17 protein-coding genes are annotated in these 20,004 nt (G+C 69.0%); 7 read left to right on the top strand and 10 right to left on the bottom strand.

What is annotated here, in order from left to right:
- On the bottom strand, nt 1-769 hold a 769-nt coding region (locus V6M56_RS03295), incomplete at its 3' end, for a DNA translocase FtsK 4TM domain-containing protein (protein WP_332681183.1).
- Nucleotides 770-958: 189 nt separating this feature from the next.
- On the opposite strand from V6M56_RS03295, the gene V6M56_RS03290 reads away from it, so the two are divergent.
- Nucleotides 959-1,312, top strand: coding sequence for an antibiotic biosynthesis monooxygenase family protein (locus V6M56_RS03290; protein WP_332681181.1), 354 nt, complete (start codon nt 959-961; stop codon nt 1,310-1,312).
- 68 nt (nt 1,313-1,380) lie between these two features.
- Here the strand turns inward: V6M56_RS03290 and V6M56_RS03285 are convergent, their stop codons facing one another.
- From V6M56_RS03285 to tesB, 3 genes are all read right to left on the bottom strand, one after another.
- Complete coding sequence (locus tag V6M56_RS03285) at nt 1,381-2,730, bottom strand: ammonium transporter (RefSeq protein WP_442881066.1); 1,350 nt, start codon at nt 2,728-2,730, stop codon at nt 1,381-1,383.
- A gap of 29 nt (nt 2,731-2,759) precedes the next feature.
- Complete coding sequence (locus V6M56_RS03280) at nt 2,760-3,098, bottom strand: P-II family nitrogen regulator (RefSeq protein ID WP_332681179.1); 339 nt, start codon at nt 3,096-3,098, stop codon at nt 2,760-2,762.
- A 345-nt stretch (nt 3,099-3,443) separates the two neighbouring features.
- A complete protein-coding gene (gene tesB / locus V6M56_RS03275) occupies nt 3,444-4,310 on the bottom strand; it encodes an acyl-CoA thioesterase II (RefSeq protein WP_332681176.1) in 867 nt (288 codons plus the stop codon).
- Between the two features lie 135 nt (nt 4,311-4,445).
- Between tesB and V6M56_RS03270 the strand changes: the two genes are divergently transcribed.
- Entirely contained in the window at nt 4,446-5,699 is a 1,254-nt protein-coding gene (locus tag V6M56_RS03270; RefSeq protein WP_332681174.1) for a ubiquinone biosynthesis hydroxylase, read from the top strand.
- Between the two features lie 94 nt (nt 5,700-5,793).
- Here the strand turns inward: V6M56_RS03270 and V6M56_RS03265 are convergent, their stop codons facing one another.
- Together V6M56_RS03265 and V6M56_RS03260 are read right to left on the bottom strand one after the other, a co-directional pair.
- Nucleotides 5,794-6,006, bottom strand: a complete 213-nt coding sequence (locus V6M56_RS03265) for a Trm112 family protein (RefSeq protein WP_332681173.1) — start codon at nt 6,004-6,006, stop codon at nt 5,794-5,796.
- Nucleotides 6,007-6,019: 13 nt separating this feature from the next.
- The gene (locus V6M56_RS03260; RefSeq protein ID WP_332681171.1) at nt 6,020-10,861 is read right to left on the bottom strand and encodes an NAD-glutamate dehydrogenase; all 4,842 of its coding nucleotides are present in this window, start codon (nt 10,859-10,861) and stop codon (nt 6,020-6,022) included.
- A 193-nt stretch (nt 10,862-11,054) separates the two neighbouring features.
- On the opposite strand from V6M56_RS03260, the gene V6M56_RS03255 reads away from it, so the two are divergent.
- On the top strand, nt 11,055-11,666 hold the full coding sequence (locus V6M56_RS03255; protein ID WP_442881068.1) for a peroxidase-related enzyme: 612 nt from the start codon (nt 11,055-11,057) through the stop codon (nt 11,664-11,666).
- A gap of 344 nt (nt 11,667-12,010) precedes the next feature.
- Entirely contained in the window at nt 12,011-12,379 is a 369-nt protein-coding gene (locus V6M56_RS03250; RefSeq protein WP_332681169.1) for a DUF2794 domain-containing protein, read from the top strand.
- A 3-nt stretch (nt 12,380-12,382) separates the two neighbouring features.
- Here the strand turns inward: V6M56_RS03250 and V6M56_RS03245 are convergent, their stop codons facing one another.
- The 4 genes from V6M56_RS03245 to V6M56_RS03230 all read right to left on the bottom strand — a co-directional run bounded on the left by V6M56_RS03245 (nt 12,383) and on the right by V6M56_RS03230 (nt 17,323).
- Complete coding sequence (locus V6M56_RS03245) at nt 12,383-12,916, bottom strand: GNAT family N-acetyltransferase (protein WP_332681168.1); 534 nt, start codon at nt 12,914-12,916, stop codon at nt 12,383-12,385.
- 85 nt (nt 12,917-13,001) lie between these two features.
- Nucleotides 13,002-13,778, bottom strand: a complete 777-nt coding sequence (locus tag V6M56_RS03240; protein WP_332681167.1) for a Bax inhibitor-1/YccA family protein — start codon at nt 13,776-13,778, stop codon at nt 13,002-13,004.
- Nucleotides 13,779-13,997: 219 nt separating this feature from the next.
- Nucleotides 13,998-16,595: an ABC transporter permease gene (locus V6M56_RS03235; protein ID WP_332681165.1), complete on the bottom strand. Its 2,598-nt coding sequence runs from the start codon at nt 16,593-16,595 to the stop codon at nt 13,998-14,000.
- Between the two features lie 2 nt (nt 16,596-16,597).
- Nucleotides 16,598-17,323 carry an ABC transporter ATP-binding protein gene (locus tag V6M56_RS03230; protein WP_442881065.1) on the bottom strand — a complete coding sequence of 242 codons (726 nt, stop codon included), beginning with the start codon at nt 17,321-17,323 and terminating at the stop codon, nt 16,598-16,600.
- A gap of 76 nt (nt 17,324-17,399) precedes the next feature.
- Between V6M56_RS03230 and V6M56_RS03225 the strand changes: the two genes are divergently transcribed.
- From V6M56_RS03225 to thpR, 3 genes are all read left to right on the top strand, one after another.
- Nucleotides 17,400-18,116, top strand: coding sequence for an arylesterase (locus V6M56_RS03225; protein WP_442881064.1), 717 nt, complete (start codon nt 17,400-17,402; stop codon nt 18,114-18,116).
- 74 nt (nt 18,117-18,190) lie between these two features.
- On the top strand, nt 18,191-19,249 hold the full coding sequence (locus V6M56_RS03220) for an aldo/keto reductase (protein ID WP_332681162.1): 1,059 nt from the start codon (nt 18,191-18,193) through the stop codon (nt 19,247-19,249).
- Between the two features lie 176 nt (nt 19,250-19,425).
- Entirely contained in the window at nt 19,426-20,004 is a 579-nt protein-coding gene (thpR, locus tag V6M56_RS03215) for an RNA 2',3'-cyclic phosphodiesterase (protein WP_332681160.1), read from the top strand.

Below are 20,004 nucleotides of genomic sequence, written 5' to 3'. Positions count from 1 at the left end.
CGGCGGCCGGCGTCGCCGAAGCCCGCGCCAGCGGGGGCGGCTGCGGCAGGCGGCGCAGGATCGCGCCGCGCAGGGACATCGCGCCATGGGCGAGCCAGCCGATCAGGATCACGGCGAAGCCGGGCTCGTCGTCGCGGCGGTCATCCGAATCGGACCAGGCGGCATCATCGTCGGCATCGGTCTCGGGATCCTCGTCGACGACGAAGCCGAAGCCGGCGGCGGCGGTGACGGCGAGGATGGCGATGCCGGCATAGACGAAGGCGACGAGGCCGCCGAGCGCCGTGCCCGAGAGCCCGACGAGATTGCGGGTGCCGTGCAGCAGCGCATCGCCGATGACGCCGCCCATGCCGGTCGGCAGCGGCCAGCGCGGGGTTGCCGGCAGGGCGCTGGCGACCGCGGCGGTGGCGACGATGCCGGCGACCCAGAGCGCCAGCTTCAGCGCGCTGCGGTCGAACAGGTGGACGCGCACCAGGCGCAGCGCCCAGAGCAGCGGCGGCAGCAGCATGGCGATGACGCCGATCCCGATGAGCTGCATGGTCAGGTCGGCGACCATGGCGCCCGGCCGCCCGAGAAGGTTGCGGACGGCGCCGCGGGTGGCGTTGTTGAGGCTTGGATCGTCGACCGACCAGGTCGCCAAAGCGATGGCGACGGCCGCGGTGAGCGCGAGCAGCACGAGGCCGGCGATCTCGGCCGCCCGGCGCGAGAGGAACTCGCGCACGGGATCGGGCAGGCGGTCGATCAGCGAGGAGGAACGTCGGATCGTGCGCATGCGGGCGGGCCGTGTTTCCGGATGTCTGGAAAGGCGGCGGCCGCCGGGCCTCCGCCTCGAAACCGCAGGTTAGGAAGGCGAGGTTAAGACCCGCTTAACCTTGCGCCGGCGAGGCCGGCTGCGCTGGCGCGGGAACGATCCAGGGCGCAGCGAATTATGCCCGGAAGGCAGGAGCGTGGAGGAATTGCGATGCTGACTGGCGACGGTGGGAAGATCGCAAGGGTCGCGCGGATCTGGCGCGGCCGCACGGTGCCCGGGAAGGCGGACGATTATGCCGCCTATCTGCTGGAGGTGGGCGTGAAGCCGCTGGCCGCCAAGGCGCTCGGCGCGCAGATGTTCCGCGAGGACCGCGAAGGCGAAAGCGAGTTCGTGACGATCTCCTATTGGGAAAGCGTCGACGCGATGTCGCGCTTCGCCGGGCCGGATCCGCGCAGGATCCACCATCTCGAACGCGATGCCGAGTTCCTGATCGAGCTGCCCGAGAGCGTCCAGGTCCTGGAGATCGTGCTCGATCGGGCGCCGAGCGGGGAAGAGGCCAAGTAGAAGCGGAAAGAACAAAGCCCGGCGGTTTCCCGCCGGGCGATTGTTTCATGTGGAACGCCGCAAGCGGTTCACATGTTGTAGGCGCGCTCGCCATGCTCGGCGATGTCGAGGCCCTCGCGCTCCTGGTCGGAGGTGACGCGCAGGCCGATGACGGCATCGACGATCTTGAACAGGATGAAGGAGCCGACGCCGCACCAGATGACGGCGACGAGGACGGCGACGGTCTGCTTCCAGACCTGCGCGCCCATCGCGTAATCGGCGACGCCGACGCCGCCGAGCGCCGGGGCGACGAAGATGCCGGTGCCGATCGAACCGATGATGCCGGCGACGCCGTGAATGCCGAACACGTCGAGCGAGTCGTCATAGCCGAGGGCGTTCTTGATCGTGGTGCAGAAGAAGAAGCAGACCACGCCGCAGATCGCACCGAGCACGATGGCGCCCATCGGGCCGATCAGGCCGGCGGCCGGGGTGACGGCGACGAGGCCGGCGATGATGCCCGAGAGCATGCCGAGCAGCGAGGGCTTGCCCTTGATCATCCACTCGATGAAGAGCCAGCCGAGCGCGGCGCCGGCCGTGGCGGTCAGGGTGTTGATCATCGCGAGCGCGGCGCCCGCCGTCGCCTCGAGGTTCGAGCCGGCATTGAAGCCGAACCAGCCGACCCAGAGCAGCGAGGTGCCGATGAAGGTCATGGTCAGGGAGTGCGGCGACATCAGTTCCTTGCCGTAGCCGATGCGCTTGCCGAGGACGAGCGCGCCGACCAGCGCGGCGATGCCGGCATTGATGTGGACGACCGTGCCGCCGGCAAAATCAAGCGCGCCGAGCGTGAACAGGTAGCCTTCGCTGAACCAGACCATATGGGCCATCGGGAAGTAGACGAAGCTGCTCCAGAGCACGATGAAGAGCAGCAGCGCCGAGAACTTCATGCGCTCGACCAGGCCGCCGACGATCAGGGCCGGCGTGATGATGGCGAAGGTCATCTGGAAGCAGATGAAGACGTATTCGGGGATGACGACGCCCTTGGTGAACGTGTCCGTGGTCGTCTCATTGCTGACGCCGGCGAGGAAAGCCTTCGAGAAGCCGCCGATGAAGCTGGTCAGCGAGCCGCCGCCGGTGAAGGCGAGGCTGTAGCCGTAGACCACCCAGATGATGATCATGATCGCGGCGGTCGCGGTGATGTGACTCATCACCGAAAGCATGTTCTTGCTGCGCGCCAGGCCGCCATAGAACAGCGCGAGGCCCGGCAGGGTCATCATCAGCACGAGCAGCGAGGACACCAGCATCCATGCCGTGTCGCCCTTGTTGGCGACGGCTGCGGCTGCGGCCGGGGCTTCGGCGGCGGTCTGCGCCAGTGCTGCCGCGCCGGTCGCCGCGAGCGCCATCGCAACCGTCCCGGCCCGGGTGAGGGTCATGAAATTCATCGTCAAACTCCTGGACGAAAGATCGCGGATCAAAGGGCGTCGCCGTCGGTCTCGCCGGTGCGGATGCGCACGGCCTTCTCGATCGACGAAACGAAAATCTTGCCGTCGCCGATCTGGCCGGTGCGGGCCGCGGCGGTGATCGCCTCGATCACCTGGGGGACGAGATCGTCGGTGACCGCGACCTCGATCTTGATCTTCGGCAGGAAGCTCACGGCATATTCGGCTCCGCGATAGATCTCGGTATGGCCCTTCTGGCGCCCATAGCCCTTCACCTCGGTCACGGTCAGGCCGTGCACGCCGATGGCGGTGAGCCCATCGCGCACCTCCTCGAGCTTGAACGGCTTGATGACGGCCATCACGATCTTCATGGCTGGGTTACCCCGGTTACGCCCACCCGGAGCGAAGGCTCCGGCGGACTCGTTGCGCCTCGCGCGCCGGGAAAGCTCCGCGCACGTCGCTGTCGCCAATCAAGCCGCGTGCCAACTGCCACCCTGCCCGGAACAGAGGCAATGCCGCGATTCCGCCACGATCCGCGGGGGCGGAACGAGCGGTTATGCCTAGAAAACAGGCAAGTGCCGGAAAACAAGGCGGGCTGAGTCCGCTAGAGCCCGTTCCGATCAGCTTGCGGTGCAAGCTGATCGGAAAACGGTCTCTCACCTATGTTTAGAGACGGATTCACCGATCAGATTGGTCCAATCTGATCGGATCCGGCTCTAGCCGCGGTCGGGCCGCGGCCGGATCAGGCCTTCCTGCGCCACCGAGGCGACGAGCCGGCGCTGCCGGTCGAAGATCAGCCCCCGCGAGAAGCCGCGGGCGCCGGAGGTGGAGGGGCTGTCCTGCGCGTAGAGCAGCCAGTCATCGGCCCGGAACGGGCGGTGGAACCAGAGCGCGTGGTCGAGGCTGGCGCCCTGGATGCGCTGGTCGAAGACGCTGGTGCCGTGCGCGATCAGGCTGGAATCGAGCAGCATCAGGTCCGAGGCGTAGGCCAGCACGCTCTGGTGGATCGCCGGCTCGTCCGGGAGCGGCCCCGTCGCCCGGATCCAGACATTGAACTTCGGCTCCATCTTCTCGCCGGGGGCGTAGCGGTCGAGTTCGACCGGCCGGATCTCGATCGGCCGCTCGCGCAGGTAATAGGCGCGCACGGCCTCGGGCATATGCGGCAGGATATCCCGCGCCATGCCGTCCCGGTCCGGCAGGTCCTCTGGCATCGGCACGTCCGGCATCGGCATCTGATGCTCGTAGCCGGGTTCCTCGACCTGGAAGGAGGCGGACATGGCGAAGATCGCCGCGCCGTGCTGCAAGGCGAGCACCCGGCGCGTGGTGAAGGAGCGACCGTCGCGCAGACGCTCGACCTCGTAGACGATCGGCGTCTCCGGATCGCCCGGCAGCAGGAAATAGGCGTGAAGGGAATGCGGCTGCCGGTCCTCGACGGTCTTGCAGGCGGCATAGAGCGCCTGGCCGATGACCTGGCCGCCGAAAACGCGCTGCCAGCCGACCCTGGGGCTGCGACCCTGGAAGCGGTTGTCTCCCAGCGCTTCGAGGTCGAGAATCGAGGTCAGGCTGTCGGCGACGCTGGTCATCGGCTGCGGCTCTTGATCGGGGCTTGCGGCTTGAGGCTTGCGGCCCGGCCGAGCGGCGGGCAAGACGATAAGCTGCATCAGCAACAAGCCGCCGGCCTGCGTCAAGCGCGGCGGCTTCAGCAGGCGGGGAGCAGGATGGGCCAGGACCGGGGAGGCGCGAGCGAGCGCATCGTCATCGCCGGCGGCGGCATCGCCGGGCTGACGCTGGCGCTGGCGCTGAAGCAGGCGCTGGGCGAGGCGTTCGAGGTCGTGCTGGCCGATCCGGGGCTGGCCGCCCAGCCGCGCCCCGACAACCGCGCCTATGCGGTCGCGGCCGCGGCACGCAACATGCTCGAGGCGCTCGGGATCTGGCAGAAGGTGGCGACCGCCGCCGAAGCGATGACGCAGATGCAGATCACCGACAGCCGCATGCCGGATGTCGTGCGCCCGGTCTTCCTGACCTTCGACGGCGAGGCCGATCCTGGCCAGCCCTTCGCGCATATGGTCGAGAACGGCGCGCTGATCGCGGCGCTGCTGCAGGCGGCGAAGGCGGCCGGTGTCGCCTTGCGGCCCGAGGGCGTGCGTTCGGGCAGCTCCGCCGATGGCGGCCCGATGGAGATCGTCTTCGCTGGGGGCGAGGCCATGCCGGCGGCGTTGCTGGTCGCGGCCGACGGCGCGCGCTCGAAGCTGCGCGAGCAGGCCGGGATCGGCTGGGTCGGCTGGTCCTATCCGCAATCCGGCATCGTCGCGACGATCGGCCATGAACGGCCGCATGGCGGGCTTGCCGTCGAGCATTTCCTGCCGTCGGGCCCCTTCGCCATGCTGCCGCTGCGCGATGGCGGGCGGCTCGGCCATCGCTCCTCGATCGTCTGGACCGAACGCAGCGAGAATGTCGCGGCGCTGCTTTCGCTCGACGCGAGCGACCTTCTCGGCGAGATCGAGCGGCGCTTTGGCTTGCAGCTCGGCGAGATCGCGCTGGAGAGCCGGGTGAGCGCGCATCCGCTGTCCTTCGGCATTGCACGGCGTTTCGTCGGCGAAAGGCTGGCGCTGCTCGGCGACGCGGCCCATGTCATCCATCCGATTGCCGGGCAGGGGCTCAATCTCGGCCTTAAGGACGTCGCCGCCCTGGCCGAGGCGATCGTCGATGCCGCCCGGCTCGGGCTCGATCCCGGCGGGGCGGAGGTTCTCGACGCCTATGAGAAGGGGCGGCGCTTCGACACGGTGGCGATGGGGGTCGTCACCGACGGGCTGAACCGGCTGTTCTCGAACGATTCGACGCCGCTGCGCCTGGTGCGCGATCTCGGGCTCGGCGTGGTCGAGCGCCTGCCGGGGCTGAAGCACCTCTTCATCCGCGAGGCGGCGGGGCTATCGGGCCAGGCGCCGCGCCTGCTGCGCGGCGAGATGCTGTAGCGGTAGTCGTCATGGCCGGGCTTGACCCGGCCATCTCAGCCAGGATGGGCTTCTCGTCAGGAGATGCTCGGGTCAAGCCCGAGCATGACGGCGATCACCCCTCCAGCTGCCGCGCCTCTTCCGGCAGCATGATCGGGATGCCGTTGCGGATCGGGTAGGCCAGCTTGGCGGCCCGGCTGATCAGCTCCTGCTTGGCGGCGTCGTATTCCAGCGTCGCCTTGCTGACCGGGCAGACCAGGATCTCCAGCAGCTTGGGGTCGATGCGGGGCGCCGTCGCGGCGACCTCGGGCTTGGTCTCGGAACTCATCGCAATATCTCCGTCAGGCCTGCCGGCGCGGCAGGTCGGCCAGCATGCCGGCAGCGACCATCAGCTTTGGCAAAGACAGCCCCGACATGGCAATGGCCGAAACGGTGGCCCGGGTCCGCTCGGCCTCGGCACCGCGCTGTTCCAGCCAGGCCGGCAGCGGATCGGGACCGGCCGCGTCGGCGGCGATCTCCTGCGTCAGCCCGGCATGGGCGTCGGTCAGGGTCTCGACGGCGCGCTGGCGGGCCATGCGCTCGTAATCGTCGGTGGCCGGGACGCTGGCGGAGGCGGCAGCGAGAGCCGACAGGCCGAAGACCGAATCGGCGGCGAAATGAATCCGCGCCACCTCGGTCACATCGCGCCCGCCGCGGCTGGCGATGTCGACGATATCGGTCGCCTGCGCCAGCCAGGGCAGGCTGGCGACGCGGGCGGCCAGGGGCTCGGACACCCCTTCGACGACCAGGGTGGCGATCCTGGCGGCGCAGGCCTGCGCCGCCGCTTCGGGCAGCAGGGCCGGCAAGCCGGCAGCGAGCGCCGCGACGCCGGCGGCATAATGCGCCACGGTCTGCTCGATCGCGCCCGGCCTGGCCACGCCCCGGCGCAGGAACCAGCGCATCCGGTCGACCACCAGCTCCTGGGCCGCGCCATAGAGCCCGAGCTGGGTCTTGCCGGGGATCTTCGCATCGAGCGCGTCGATGCCGGCATTGAGGCCGATCAGGTCGAAGGCGTCGCGGGCGATGGCATAGGCCGCCGCGATCTCCGGCGCCGCGGCCCGGGTCTGGTCGGCGAGCATCGAGACGATGGCCGGGCCGCCGCGGTTGACGATGGCGTTGGCGAGCTGGGTGGCGACGATCTCGCGGCGGAGCTTGTGCCCGGCGATTTCGGCTCCGTAATGATTGCGCAGGGGCTGCGGGAAATAGCGGATGAGCTCGTTGTTCAGGTAGAGATCGTCCGGCACGGCCGATTCGAGCAGCGCGTCGTGCAAGGCGAGCTTGGCATAGGCGAGCAGCACCGCGAGCTCGGGCCGGGTCAACCCCTCGCCGCGCTTCTCGCGCTCGATCAGCGCGGCATCCGGCGGCAGGTTCTCGACGCTGCGATCGAGCCGGCCCTCGCCTTCGAGCTGGACCATCAGCCGGCGCAGATGCGGCGTCGCCGCGACGCCCTGGGCTTCGGTCAGGGAGAGCGCCAGCGACTGGAGGTAGTTGTTGCGCAGGACGAGCAGGCCGACCTCGTCGGTCATCTCGGCGAGCAGCGTATTGCGATCCTCGTTGGAGAGGCGGCCGCTCTTCACCGGCCCGGCGAGCGCGATCTTGATGTTGACCTCGACGTCCGAGGTGTTGACGCCGGCGGAGTTGTCGATCGCGTCGGTGTTGAGGCGCACGCCCTGGCGCGCCGCCTCGATGCGGCCGCGCTGGGTCATGCCGAGATTGGCGCCTTCGCCGACCACCCGGGCGCGCAATTCGGCTCCGGCGATGCGGATCGCGTCATTGGCGCGGTCGCCGACCTGGGCATCGCTCTCCTCCCCGGCGCGGACATAGGTGCCGATGCCGCCGAACCAGAGCAGATCGACCGGCGCCTTGAGGATCGCCGTCATCAGCTCGGCCGGGGTCGCCTCCGCCCTGGCGAAGTCGAGCACGGCGCGGATCTCGGGCGAGAGCGCGATGCTCTTGGCCTGGCGCGAGAACACGCCGCCGCCCTTCGAGATCAGGGCCTTGTCGTAATCCTGCCAGGAGGAGCGCGGCAGGGAAAACAGGCGCTGGCGCTCGGCCAGGCTGGTGGCCGGGTCCGGAGCGGGATCGAGGAAGATGTCGCGATGGTCGAAGGCCGCCACCAGCTTCGTCGCCGGCGAGAGCAGCATGCCGTTGCCGAAGACGTCGCCCGACATGTCGCCGACGCCGGCGGCGATGAAGGGTGTCGTCTGGATGTCGATGTCGATCTCGCGGAAATGGCGCTTCACCGCCTCCCAGGCGCCGCGCGCCGTGATGCCCATGCCCTTGTGGTCGTAACCCTGCGAGCCGCCCGAGGCGAAGGCGTCGCCGAGCCAGTGATGCTTTTCGGCCGAAAGCGCGTTGGCGGTGTCGGAGAAGGTCGCCGTGCCCTTGTCGGCGGCGACGACGAGATAGGGGTCGTCGCCGTCATGGCGGACGGTGTCGGCGGGCGGCACGACCGTCTCGCCGTCGAGATTGTCGGTGAGCTCGAGCAGCGTGCGCACGAAGATGCGGTAGCTCTCGGTGCCCTCGGCGAGCCAGGCCTGGCGGTCGGAGGCCGGCGGCAGCAGCTTGGGCACGAAGCCGCCTTTGGCGCCGACCGGGACGATCACGGCGTTCTTGACCTGCTGCGCCTTGACCAGGCCGAGCACCTCGGTGCGGAAATCCTGCGGCCGGTCCGACCAGCGCAGGCCGCCGCGGGCGACCTTGCCGAAGCGCATATGGACGCCCTCGACGCGTGGCGAATAGACGAAGATCTCGTAGAGCGGGCGCGGCAGCGGCATGCCGTCGACCTGCCCCGAGGCGAATTTGAAGGAGATCGTGCCGCGCGGATGGCCGTCGCTGCCGATCTGGAAGAAATTGCTGCGCAGGGTCGCGTCGATCAGGTTGACGAGGCGGCGCAGGATGCGGTCCTCGTCGAGGCTGGTGACGTCGGCGAGCGCCGCCTCGATCTTCTCGCGTTCGGCCGCCATGCCCTTGCGGCGCGCCGCCTCGTCGAGGCGCGGATCGAACTTGGCGATGAAGAGCTTGACCAGCATGGCGGCGATGCCGGCATGGCGGGTCAGCGCATCGGCGATGTAATACTGGGCATAGGGCGCGCCGACCTGGCGCAGATAGCGGCCCAGCGCACGCAGCAGCGCCGCCTCGCGCCAGGCGAGGCCGGCGGCGAGCACGAGTTGGTCGAAGCGGTCGGATTCGGTGAAGCCGCGGAACTGCGCCATCAGCGCCGCCTCGATCGTCGGGTCGAGGCGCTCGATGTCGATGGCGCCGCCATTGGCGCGCTCCAGCGTCATGTCGTGCAGCCAGACGCGGGCTTCGGTGCCGTTCTCCCCGGACTGCGGGGTGATGTTGAAGGTGCGCTCGTTGACGACGCGGAAGCCCATATTCTCCAGCATCGGCACGCGCTCGGAGAGGGTGATCGCGGCCTCGCGCGAGAACAGCTTGAGGTTGGCGCGGGTCGCGCCGTCGCCCTCGCGGCGGTAGAGATTGACCGCGCGCGGCCGCTCGGCCGAGAGCTTCTGCAGCATGTCGATGTCGATCAGCGCGTCGGCGGCCTCGTAGCGCTCGCGATAGGCGGCGCCGAAGGCCTCGACATAGCGCTCGACCAAGGCGCGCCCGGTCGGGCCGGCCTTCTGCTCGTCGAGCGCGTCGCGCAGCCCGTCGCCCCAGGTGCGGACGATCGCGCTGATCCCGGCTTCGAGCACGGTGCGCTCGACCTTCGGGGTTTTGCCCTCGTCGCGGCCGATGATGTAGTGGGTGCGGGCCAGCGGCCCGTCCGGATAGGCGGGGTAGGCGGCGGAGACGCGGCCCTGGAAGACGCGGGCGAGGAACTCGCCGACGCGCCGGCGCACCGTGGTGTCGTAGCGCTCCTTCGGGATGAAGACGAGGATCGAGACGAAGCGGTCGAACTCGTCGGCGCGGGCCAGCGCCCGGATGCGCGGGCGCTCGGTCAGTTGCAGGATGTCGAGAGCGAAGCGCTCCAGCGTCTCGACGTCGATCTGGAAGAGCTCGTCGCGCGGGAAGGCGTCGAGCACGTTGAGCAAGGCGCGGCCGGAATAACTCGAGGCGTCGAAGCCGGTGCGCTTGGCGACGCGGGCCACCTTCAGGCGCAGATAGGGGATGGCGCGGGCGCTGCCGGTATAGGCGTTGGAGGTGAGCAGGCCGACAATGCGCAACTCGCCGTCGAGCCGGCCGTCGGAGGTGAACAGCTTGACGCCGACATAGTCGAGATGGACGCGGCGATGCACCCGGCTCTTGACGTTGGCCTTGGTGATGATCAGCGCCAGCGGCTTGGCCAGGAAGGCGCGGATCTCGGGCGTCATCACCACGAGCTCGCGATTCTTGCGGAGCACGCGGACGCCGGAATCGCGCAGGATGCCGAGGCCGGAGGAATCGATCGGGTCGGCCGCGGTGTCGCCCCCGGCGATGCGATAGGCACGGACGCCGAGCAAAGTGAAGTTGTCGCCGGTGATCCATTCGAGGAACTCCAGCGCCTCGGCGACCTCGTCCTCCGGCAAGGGCGGCGGATTGGCGCGATAGGACTGGATGACCTCGGTGATGCGGCCGCGCATCGCCGCCCAGTCGTCGACCGCGAGCCCGACATCGACATAGACGCGGGCGAGCCCGGCACTGAGCTTCTCGCGCGCCTCCGGGGTGTCGATCCGGTCGAGATGGATATGGATCAGGCTCTCGCGGCGCGTCCCTTCCTGGGCGCGGGCGGCGGCTTCGCCGGCGAGCGCCTCGAAGGTACCATCGGCCCGGCGCGCCACGGCGAGGATCGGATGGGCGACGAGCCGCGGCTCGTAGCCCTGCTCGGCGAGCTCGGCCAGGGTCGAATCGAGCAGGAAGGGCTTGTTGTCGTTGACGACCTCGAGGATCGTGATCTGGCGCTGGCGGCCGCCATCCTCGGCGGTCTCGTCACGGAAGCGCAGGTTCGGCTCGCCGGGCGCGCGCTGGCCGGAGAGATGCTCATAGGCGGCCGCGGCGGCGCGGGCGAGCATGTCGGGCGAGAGCGCGGTCAGGTCTTCGGCGACGACGCGGCCATAGAGCAGCTTGGGGAAGTCCTCGGGCATCGCCGCGCCCAGCGCGCGGGCCGAGGCCTCGATCGACGCGACCGCCGCAACCGTGGCATTGGTTTCCCGTTTCGCCATCACGGTTCTTCCCCCTGTTCTTGTGCGGCAGCGATGACATAGCTCATGAACGGCTGCAACTTTCGTCGAATCATCCCCGCCGATTCGCGTCAATTCCGACGCCATGCCGGCCGATCGTGTCGGTTCTCGAGTGCAAACCAGAGCAAGGACAGCAGAAATGGCGAAGAACCATGACAAGCCGATGGTGGGCGAGATGCCGGCGCGACAGGACGATCCGCCGGAGGTGATGGCGCTCGGCCTGCAGCGCGCCGCGCTCTCGCCGCCGATGCAGGCCTATTTCGCGAAATGCGAGGAAAAGCTCGGCTATGTGCCGAATGTGCTGCTCGCCTATGCCCATGACGATGCCAAGCTTGCGGCCTTCGCGGGCCTCTACAACGACCTGATGCTGGCGCCGTCGGGCCTGTCGAAGCTGGAACGCGAGATGATCGCGGTCGCGGTCTCCAGCGTGAACCGCTGCTATTACTGCCTCGCCGCCCATGGCCAGGCGGTGCGGCAGCTCTCGGGCGATCCGCTGCTCGGCGAGATGCTGGTGATGAACTACCGCGCCGCGAAGCTCTCCCCCCGTCACCGCGCCATGCTCGACTTCGCCGTGAAGCTGACCGAGACGCCGCATCTGGTCGAGGAGGAGGACCGGCAGGGCCTGCGCGCCGCCGGCTTCGGCGAGCGCGATCTGTGGGACATCGGCGCCGTCGCCGCCTTCTTCAACATGTCGAACCGGATGGCTTCGGCGGTCGATATGCGCCCCAATGCCGAGTATCACGGCTCGGTGCGGCAAGCCGGCCAGGCTTGGAAGGCATGCCCCTGATGGAAGGCCTGCCGCAAAAGAAAAACGGCCGGCGTGACCGCCAGCCGTGAGTTGGCCTCGACTCGTTGGCCCGGCCCGCCGCAGCTCCGGAGGGGCTGGGGGGCTGACGTGTCCAGAACCGGACAAGCCGGGCCGTCGAGGCAACAAGGGGAGTTGAGCCGCGCAACAGGGCGGACGCTTGGCGCAAGCGCGGCAAAATCATGGCGAGGGGTGTTGCTGTTGGTCGCGGTGCGCAGCCCTGCCCGGCGATCTCGTCATGGCGCTTGTCAGCGCCCGGGTCGCGGGCCATCATCACAAGCCAGATCGGATGTCGATGGCCGGACCATCGCCGAGCAGGAGTCGCGATGAGCGAGAGCGAAACTCCGCCAGCGCAGCGAGCGGGTGCGGTGGTCGCCTTTCCAGGGGCGGCCAGCCCGCCCGCCGTCACCTTCGACCGGCGCGAGCTCAACGAACTGCTCAACCTCTACGGTCGCATGGTCGCCGCCGGGGAGTGGCGCGACTACGCCATCGATTTCCTGCGCGACAAGGCGCAGTTCTCGGTGTTCCGGCGCTCGAGCGAGGTGCCGCTCTACCGGATCGTCAAGGACCCCTCGCTGGCGCGCCGCCAGGGCGCCTATTCCGTGGTCAGCGCGACCGGGCTCATCCTGAAGCGCGGCGCCGAGCTCGGCCGGGTGCTGCGGGTGCTCGACAAGCGCCTGAGCGTGGTGAATTGACGGCTAGTCCGGCGGGGTGCCGTCGGCGGCGCCGAGCGGCTTCTGCATCAGCATCTGGTCGAGCCAGCGGCCATGCTTGTGGCCGACGGCGCGGGCGACGCCGATCAGGCTGAAGCCGGCGCGCTCGTGCAGGCGCCGCGAGCCGACCGAGGCGCCGGTGCCGTCGCCGATCACCGCGACCATCTGGCGAAAGCCGCGCGCCGTGCAGTCGGCGACGAGCGCGTCGAGCAGGGCGCTGCCGACGCCGCCGCCCTGCGCACCAGGGGCGACATAGATCGAGTTCTCGACGGTGGCGCGATAGGCCGGGCGCGGGCGATAGGCGCCGGCATAGGCATAGCCGACGATCGCGCCTTCGCGTTCGGCGACGAGATAGGGATAGCCGCCGGCGAGGATCGCCTCGAAGCGGCGGGTCAGCTCGGGCAGGTCCGGCGGCTCGATCTCCCAGGAGGCGGTGCCGTCGAGCACGGCATGGGCGTAGATCGCGGCGATCGCGGGGAGATCGCGGTGCTCGGCGGGGCGAATGGCGGGGAGGGTCATGGCGGCAGGATCGAATGCCAACCGGCAAAAGAAAAGCCCCGGCTTTGCAGCCGGGGCCCGATATCCACGAGTTGGAGCGCCGATATCACTCTTGCCTGGAGCCGAACAGCGAGAGCAGCATCTGGAACATGTTGACGAAGTTCAGGTAGAGCGACAACGCGCCGTTCACCGAGAGCTTCGCGGCCGATTCCGCGTCCATGTTCGAATAGAGATACATTTCCTTCAGGCGCTGGGTATCCCAGGCGGTCAGGCCGGCGAAGACCAGCACGCCGATCACCGAGATGCCGAAGGACAGGGCGCTCGAGGCCAGGAACAGGTTGACCACCGAGGCGATCACCAGGCCGATCAGGCCCATGATCAGGAAGGAGCCCATGCCCGAGAGCGACTTCTTCGTGGTGTAGCCGAACAGGCTGAGGCCCGCGAAGGACGCCGCGGTGATGAAGAACACCTTGGCGATCGACTCACCGGTGAAGACCACGAAGATCGACGACAGCGAGACGCCCATCACCGCCGCGAAGGCGAAGAACATGGCGCGCGCCGAGGACGAGCTCATGCTCTCGGCCTTGAACGAGAAGAACAGGATGAAGGCGAGCGGCGCCAGCATCACGACCCATTTCAGTGGGCTGAGATAGAGCGCCTGGCCGAGCGGCGTCAGCGCGGTGACCTTGCCCGTCGGCGAATAGCCGGCGATGGCGAGCATCGAGATGCCGATCGCGCACAGGCCGGTGATGGCGAGGCCGATCGTCATGTTGTTGTAGACGCCGAGCATGAACGAGCGCAGGCCCTGATCCATCTCGACGGCGCTGGTCTGCTGTGCGCGGCCCGCACCCCAGACCGGAGCATTGCGGTCGAAGTTGCTCATGCAGTGAGTTCCCCTTGAAACCGTTGGCACGGCGGACATCGCCCCTGCGACGGCCACCATCGTCCACCTTCGTGGCGACAGTGCGGAATATGAGGGGGAATGCGCCGCCTTACAAGGGGCCGCCATGGTTAAGCGGCCGGCGACGATAGAACTCCGCCGGCGCTTCGATGCAACATTACCCTTTGTCCATGTCTACGTTCAGCCGCCCACGTACGGGACTTATAAATTGCGTAGATGAGAAGCGGGCGCTTTCGACAGTATCTGCAACGTTCCGATCAATCCGAACATGACCGTGACGGCGACGGCGGCAGTCGCAGCAAGCATTGCGCCGGTGGGATCGGGAACAAATTCGATCTTCATCACTTGCGTGACGACGCCCCAGCCGGCGGCGGCGCCGGCGACGAGCCCGAACAGCGCCGAAACGACGCCGATCCCTGCGTATTCGAGGGCGTACGACGAAAGTATGAAGCGGCGAGTCGCGCCGAGCGTCTTCAGGATCATTGCGTCGTAGAGCCGCGCCCTCTGCCCGGCGGCGAGCGCGCCGGCCAGGACCAGCAGGCTCGCGGCGATGGCGAGGCTGGAGGCGCCGCGGATCGCGCCGGCAAGCTGGCCGACGATCACATTGACCGCTTCGAGCGCGTCCTTGACGCGCACCGCCGTCACCGCCGGGAAGGAGGTGGCGAGCTGGCGCATCAGCGCCGCGTCGCCGGCGGGCGTCGCGGCCTCGGTTTCGGTGACGGTGGCGAGATTGGTATGCGGCGCGCCGGCGAAGGTGTTGGGCGAGAACACCATCACGAAGTTGATGCCGAGCGAGCGCCATTCGATGTTGCGGAAATTGGCGATGCGGGCGGTGATGGTGCGGCCGAGCACGTTGACGGTGAGCATGTCGCCGAGCTTGAGCCCGAGCCCCTCGACGGCACGCGCATCGAAGGAGACCAGCGGCTCGCCGCGATGATCGGCCGGCCACCACTCGCCGGAAGCGAGCCGGGACCCTTCCGGCATCGTCGCCGCATAGGTGATGCCGCGGTCGCCCTCGAGCACCCAGGCCATCTGCTCGCTCGCCTTGACCTGTTCGGCCGGCACGCCGTTCAGGCTGACGATCCGCCCGCGCATCATCGGTACGCGCTCGACCATGGCGCCGGGACGCTGCTTGGCAAGGAAAGCGTCGAACGCGTCCGCCTGCGCGTTGGGGATGTCGAGGAAGAAGAAGCTCGGCGCCGTTTTCGGCAAGGACTGGGTGAGCTGCCGCGAGAGGCTGACATCGATGAAGGCGAGCGCCGAGAGCAGCGCGACGCCAAGCCCGAGCGAGAGCACGAGCGAGGGTGTCAGAGCGCCCGGGCGATAGGTGTTGGCGAGCGCCATGCGCAAGGCCGGGCGGCGCGGTCGCGGCATGCGCCGGGCCAGTGCCATCAGCCCCCAGGCGACCAGGCGCAGCAGCAGGAAGACGCCGCCGGCGACGCCGATATAGATCAGCGCGATGCGCCGCTCATAGGCGAAGGCGAGCGCGACGCCGACGAGGCCGGCGAGCGCGGCCGCGAAAATGGCGAGATAGATCCAGCGCGGCCGGCGGCGGTCGGGCTCGATCTGGTCGCGGAACAATGCCGAGACCGGCACGTCATGGGCGCGGCCGAGCGGGATGATGGCGAAGACGAGCGCGGTCAAAAAGCCGTAGAGCGCCGCGATGGCGAGTTCGCCGGGCGCCAGCGTCGGCTCGAAGGGCAGCGGCAGGCGGTCGGCGACCAGAGCGCCCAGGGCGAAGGGCGCGGCGGCGCCGAGCGCGAGCCCGATGGCGATGCCGAAGCCGGCGACCAGCATGACCTCGGCGAGATGGATCACGACGACCCGGCCGCCGGTGGCGCCGAGCGCCTTCAGCGTGGCGAAATCGAGCTTCTTGGCCTCGACGAAGCGGCGCACCGCATTGGCCACGCCGACGCCGCCGACGAGCAGCGCGGTCAGGCCGACCAGCGTCAGGAACTGGGTGAAGCGCTCGATATTGCGCTGGAAGTTCGGCGCGGCGTTGGAGCGCGAGCGGATCTCCCAGCCGGCCTGCGGCTGCTCGCGGGCGGCGTTGGCGAGCAGCGCTTCGAGCGCGGCGTCGGAAGAGGCGCCTGCCGGCAGGATGACGCGCGCCGTCCAGCGCACCAGGCTGCCGGGCTGGAGCAGGCCCGAAGCACGCAGCGCCTCCTGCGAAATCAGCAGGCGCGGGCCGAAACCGACGCCAGCGGCGATCTTGTCGGGCTCGGAGACCAGGCTGGCGCGTAATTGCACCCGGGCGGTGCCGATCGAGACGATGTCGCCGGGCTTGAGGTCGAGCCGGCCGAAGAGCACCGGATCGGCGATGCCGCCGAAGACGCCGTCGCGGTTGGCGAGCAATTCGCCGGCGGCGCCGGCGGGCTCGCTGTGCAGTTCGCCGACGCTCGGATAGGAGCCGTCGACCGCCTTGATCTCGACCAGGGCAGTGCCCTTCGCGCCGGCATTGGCCATGCCGCGCAGGGTGGCGATGGTCGAGACGCTGCCATGGCGCTCGAGGAAGGCGCGTTCCGGTGCCGTCGGCTCGCGATGGATCAGGCTGAAGGCGGCGTCGCCGCCGAGAATCCGCCGGCCCTCGCGGCCAAGCCCCTCGCTGAGGCCGCGCGAGGTGGAGGAGACGGCGGCGATCGCCATGACGCCGAGCGCCAGGCAGGCGATGAAGACGCCGAAGCCGCGCAGGCCGCCGCGCAGATCGCGCCAGGCCAGGCGCAGCGCCAGCTTGAGGCCGGCGCTGCTGCCGGCCGACGGGCCGGGGGCGGTTTCGGCCGGCTTGACGGGAGCGTGCATGGTCAGGCCACCGGCGCTTCGATTTGCCGCGCGTCGGCACCCTGGTCTTGCGTCTCGATCCGGCCGGCGCGCAGCTTGACGGTCCGGTCGCAGGCCGCGGCAAGCGCCAGGTCATGGGTGACCAGGACCAGGGTGCCGCCGCGCTCGCGCCGGAGCGCGAAGATCAGATCGACGATCGAGCGACCGGTCGCCTCGTCGAGATTGCCGGTCGGTTCGTCGGCGACCAGGATCGCCGGATCGGGCGCGACGGCGCGGGCGATGGCGACACGCTGCTGCTCGCCGCCGGAGAGCTGGGCCGGGTAGTGATCCATGCGCTCGCCCAGGCCGACATTGCGCAGCTCGGCTGCGGCGCGCTCGAAGGCGTCGGCGGCGCCGGCGAGCTCGAGCGGCAGGGCGACGTTCTCGCGCGCCGTCATCGTCGGCACGAGATGGAAGGACTGGAAGACGATGCCGATGCGGCGGCCGCGGAAGATGGCGAGCTCATCCTCGCCGAGCGCGCCGAGATCCTGACCGGCTACCTTGACGAGGCCGGAATCCGGCCGCTCCAGCCCGGCCATGGTCATCAGCAGGGTCGACTTGCCGGAGCCCGAGGGGCCGGTAAGCCCGGTCGCCTGGCCTTGCGCAATCGCCAGCGATACGCCTTTCAGGATATGGACGCGGGCGGCGCCACGCCCCAGACTGAGTTCGACGTCGCGCAATTCGATCGCCGAGGGGCCCTGCTCGCTCACCGCCATGTTTCCGCTCTCATCCCGTCCGATGCCGCTCCCTCGCACCGCTTCCGGAGCCGAAGGAGAAAGAACCGCCATGGCCAATGTCAGCAAGGCCGACGCCGCCAACCGATATGGGCGCTCGCTCGCCCGAATCCAGTCATTGCGCGGTTTTTGGGCGGTGGCGCTGCTGATCGCCCTCGCCTTGGGTTTCCATGCGATGACCATGCCGCTCCAGGCGCAGACGCCTCCGCTCAAGCTCGTCGCGCTCGGCGACAGCCTGTCTGCAGGCTACAATCTTCCCGGCAATGCCGCCTTCCCTTCCGTGCTGGAGAAGCTGCTGCGCGAGAAGGGAATGCCGGTCGAGATCGCCAATGCCGGGGTCTCGGGCGACACCTCGCAGGGCGGGCTCGAGCGGCTCGACTGGTCGGTGCCGGACGGGACCGACGGCGTCATCCTCGAGCTCGGCGCCAATGACGCGCTGCGCGGCATCGACCCGGCACTGACCGAAAAGGCGCTCGATACGATCATCACAAGGCTGAAGGCGCGCGGCATCCCGGTGCTGCTCGCCGGCATGTATGCGCCGCGCAATCTCGGCCAGGACTACGCGGCGCGCTTCGACGGCCTCTTCCCGCGGCTCGCCGAGAAGCATGGGCTGATCCTCTATCCGTTCTTTCTGGACGGCATCGCCGGCGACCGGGTATTGAACCAGCCCGACCTGCTGCACCCGACGGCGGAAGGCGTGCGCGTCATCGCGACGCGCATCCTGCCGACGGTGGAGCGGTTCCTCGCCACCCTGCGCCCGCGCTCCTGAGCGCTGGCGCCTCCCGCCTCGTCCTTTTTTCGTCCGCGGCGCGCCCGGCGCGTCCGTCTCCGGAGCCTTTCGCCATGGAATACCGTCAACTCGGCCGCACCGACCTGAAGGTCTCGGCGATCTGCCTCGGCACGATGACCTGGGGGCAGCAGAACAGCGAGGCCGAAGGCCATGAGCAGATGGACTATGCGCTGGCCCAGGGCGTGAACTTCTTCGACACCGCCGAGCTCTACTCGATCCCGCCCAAGGCCGAGACGCAGGGCTCGACCGAGCGGATCATCGGCAACTGGTTCAAGGCGCGCGGCAATCGCGACAAGGTGATCCTGGCCTCCAAGGTCGTCGGCCGCTCGGGCAATGACTGGTTCCGCGACGACAAGGGACCGACGCGGGTCAACCGCAGGCAGATCGAGGAGGCGGTCGACAAGAGCCTGAAGCGGCTGCAGACCGACTATATCGACCTCTACCAGATCCATTTCCCCGACCGGCCGATGGCCTGGGGCTCGAACCCGACGCGCTTTGGCAAGACCGCCTTCGAGCCCGCCGTGGACGAGACGCCGATCGCCGAGCAGCTCGATGCCTTCGCCGGGCTCGTCAAGGCCGGCAAGATCCGCCATCTCGGCCTCTCGAACGAAAGCGCCTGGGGCACGATGAGTTTCGTCGCCGAGGCGCAGAAGCAAGGCGACCGCCCGCGGGTGCAGTCGATCCAGAACGCCTACAGCCTGCTGAACCGGACCTTCGAGACGGCGCTGGCCGAGATCGCGCTGCGCGAGCAGGTCGGGCTGCTCGCCTATTCGCCGCTGGCGCAGGGCTATCTCACCGGCAAATATCTCGACGGGGCGCGGCCGGCCGGCGCGCGCACGACGCTGTTCGACCGCGCCCAGCGCTACCAGACCGAGGGCTCCGAGCTGGCGATCAAGGCCTATCTCGCAGTGGCGCAGGAGGCCGGGCTCGATCCGGCCCAGATGGCGCTGGCCTTCGTCACCTCGCGCTGCTTCGTCACCTCGAACATCATCGGCGCCACCAGCATGGCACAGCTGGAGATCGCGATCGGCTCGGCCTCGGTGACGCTGCCGGCGGAGGTCGAGGCCAAGATCGACGCGATCCACCAGCGCGTCGGCAATCCCTGCCCGTAAAGCGCGGCTGAAGCTCGCCGTCATCCCGGACAAGCCGCGCCAGCAGCGTAGCGCCGGGATGACGGTGCGGTAGGCGAGCCGTCGCCCTGCTTGTCCGAAGCCCGCTTGTCGATCGTCCCCTGCAATGCGAGGCTTCCGTCTCGCCAGAGTCACAAACGCTTGGCACTGATTCGCCTATGCCGCGCTTGTTCACCGCCCTGGAAATTCCCGCCGAGGTCGCCTCGGCCCTGACGCTGCATCGCGGTGGGCTCATCGGTGCGCGCTGGATCGAGCCGGCCGATTACCACATCACCCTGCGCTTCCTCGGCGATATCGACCGGCGCATGGCCCATGACGTCGACAGCTTCCTCAACGATGTCCAGGCGCCGCCGCTGACGATCACGCTCGACCAGCTCGGCAGCTTCGGCGGCGACAGGCCGCGCGCGGTGTTCGCGCGGATCCAGCCGACGCCGCAGCTCAGCGAGCTGCAGGCCGATCTGGAGCGGCTGATGCGCCGGCTCGGCCTGCCGGCCGAGGGGCGCAAATTCCTGCCGCATGTCACGCTGGCGCGCCTGCGCGACACCTCGCCGCTCGACGTGGCGCATTACCTCGCGACGCATCCGATCGTGCGGCCGATCAGCTTCACGGCGCGGCGCTTCGCGCTGTTCTCCTCGCGTGAATCGATCGGCGGCGGCCCCTATGTGCTGGAGGCGGCCTATCCGCTCGGCCCTTCCTATCCGAACCGCCCGAGCGGCTCGGTTTCCCAGCGGAGGTGA

The sequence above is a fragment of the Allobosea sp. genome, from assembly GCF_036675845.1.
Classification (GTDB): domain Bacteria; phylum Pseudomonadota; class Alphaproteobacteria; order Rhizobiales; family Beijerinckiaceae; genus Allobosea.
This window is presented reverse-complemented; position numbering and strand designations above follow the sequence as displayed.